Origin of the sequence: Kitasatospora sp. NPDC091207 (assembly GCF_044768625.1) — a bacterium.
GTDB lineage: Bacteria > Actinomycetota > Actinomycetes > Streptomycetales > Streptomycetaceae > Kitasatospora.
Map to the genome: position 1 here is coordinate 1 of NZ_JBIVVS010000049.1, position 2,081 is coordinate 2,081.

The 2,081-nt window shown below is 74.6% G+C and carries 2 protein-coding genes; both read right to left on the reverse strand.

What is annotated here, in order from left to right; translation table 11 throughout:
- A partial coding sequence (locus ACIQTO_RS37370; RefSeq protein WP_402398015.1) for an alkaline phosphatase family protein occupies positions 1-326 on the reverse strand: 326 nt, incomplete at its 3' end.
- A gap of 13 nt (positions 327-339) precedes the next feature.
- Positions 340-1,758, reverse strand: a complete 1,419-nt coding sequence (locus ACIQTO_RS37375) for an endonuclease/exonuclease/phosphatase family protein (protein WP_402398017.1) — start codon at positions 1,756-1,758, stop codon at positions 340-342.
- Positions 1,759-2,081 lie beyond the last annotated feature (323 nt).

Sequence of the window (2,081 nt, forward strand, 5' to 3'; positions counted from 1 at the left end):
GCGTTCTGCGCGTTGTACTTCGCGGTGTCCATCCGGTAGGGCAGCATCATCCCGCCGTCGGCGCGGCCGGCGTCGGGCTGGCGGAACACGTCGGTACCGTCGGGGAACCGCAGCGCCTGCTTGTCGCCGAAGCCGCGGACGCCGTTCAGGGTGCCGAAGTAGTGGTCGAAGCTGCGGTTCTCCTGCATCAGTACCACGACGTGCTTGACGTCCGCGATGCTGCCGGTGGCGGCGGCCTTCGCGCTGGTGGCGGGGAGGCCGGTGAGCGCGGTGGCGCCGGCGGCCGCGGTGGCGCCGACGAAAGTGCGGCGGGAAAGTGCGGTCATCGGGAGCGGCCTCTCAGAGCTGGAAGGTGGCGACGGCGGCGGCGCAGTCCGAGGGCCAGCCGTTGTCGGCGGCCGTCGGGTCCGGCTGGGGCCAGCCGGTCACCAGGGTGTGGGCCTCGACCGGGGTCAGCGGGCCGGCGAAGTGCACGGCGGCGATGCGGTCCTGGGGCTCGGGCTTGGCGGCGCGCTGCTTGCGGGTCGGCGACCAGGTGGCGCCCGGCGAGGCCAGTGGGTCCGGGTGGGCGCCGCGGTAGGAGTCGGTCAGTCCGGCGCCCTGGAGGGCCACCGTGACCGGCCAGTCGAGCGGGCCGAGGCCGCTGTGCTGGCCGGCGGTGGCGGCCGTCCAGTCCAGGTGGGACGGCGAGGCGAGGTCGGCGCCGAGGACGACCGCGCGGCCGGCGGTGAGGTCGGCCCGGACGGCGGTGGCGAGGGCCTTGGCCTGCTGGAGGCGGACGGAGGCGTTCTCGGTGGCCGTGATCTGCGCGGCGCTCCGGCCGTCCTGGGCGGCGTACGGGCCGTAGTCCGCCTCGTCCAGGTGAGCGGCCCAGACGCGGACGCTCCGGCCCCCGGGGAGCTGGACGGTGACCCCGGCGGCGGGCAGCGCGGCCGTGGTGGCCGTGACGGCGGTGAGCGGGTAGCGGCTGAGGATGCCGACGCTGCCCGCGCTCTGGTAGGCGTACCAGCCCAGTGCGGTGGCCAGGGTCTGCGCGGCCGAACCGGCGGTCTCCTGCAGCGCCAGCACGTCCAGGCCCTGGGTGAGCACCACCCGCAGCTGCTTCTCCAGCGCGTCGGTGAACCCGGCGCCCGCGTTGGCGAGGTTCCAGGAGGCGGTCTTGAGCTGCGGCGGGGCGGCCGGGTCGACGACGGGGACGGTGAGGGTGAGGGCGTCGGAGACGCCGCCGGTGTCCTTGACGCCGACGAGGAGCTGGACGTCGCCGACGCTCGCGGGCGCGGTGCCGGTCACGGTGCCGTCGGCGGCGACGGAGAGCCAGGACGGTCCGCCGGTCTTGCGGAAGGCCGGGACGCCGGCCGGGCGGCACCAGAGCCCGCCGAGCTTGACGGAGACGGCGCCGCCGGGCGCCACGGCGGTGGCGGTGAGCGCGTCCACGGCGAGGTGCGGGCGGGCGGGCGCGGGCTTGGGGCGGAAGCTGAACGGGGCCGTCTGGGCGAGGACGCCGTAGCCGTCCTTGGCGAGCAGATAGGCGGTGTACGGGCCGCCGGTGAGCGCGGAGGTGTCGAGCTGGATGTCGCCGGAGGCGCCGGGGGTGTACTTCCAGACCAGCGAACTGCCGGTGCCGGGCTGGCGGGTGCCGTCGTAGACGCCGACCCAGTTCTTGGCGTCGGCGGCGGTGGTGGTCCAGTGGAAGGTGAGCTTGTCGCCTTCGGCGGGGCCGGTGGGCGAGGCGAGAGTGAGGGTGCTTCCTGCGGCCACGGGGGTCCTTCGGGTCGGGGTGGGAGCGGCGTCGAGTTGGCTGGACAACTGGACGCCCCATTGACCCGAAGGGCGGCGTACGTGGCGTGAACGAGACATGACCGGTCGCCGGGTGGTGGGCCAACTCACCGTTGAGTCTTGGTCGTTGGCGAACCGTCGCGGGCGGTTCGGTGGAACCGGCGGGGGGGGGGGGGGGGGCGCCCCCCCCCCCCCCCCCCCCCCCCCCCCCCCCCGCCACACCCCCCCCCCCCCCCCCCCCCACCCCACCACCACCCCAAAAAAAAAAAAAAAAAAACGAGGGGATGGGAAGAACAAAAAAAAAA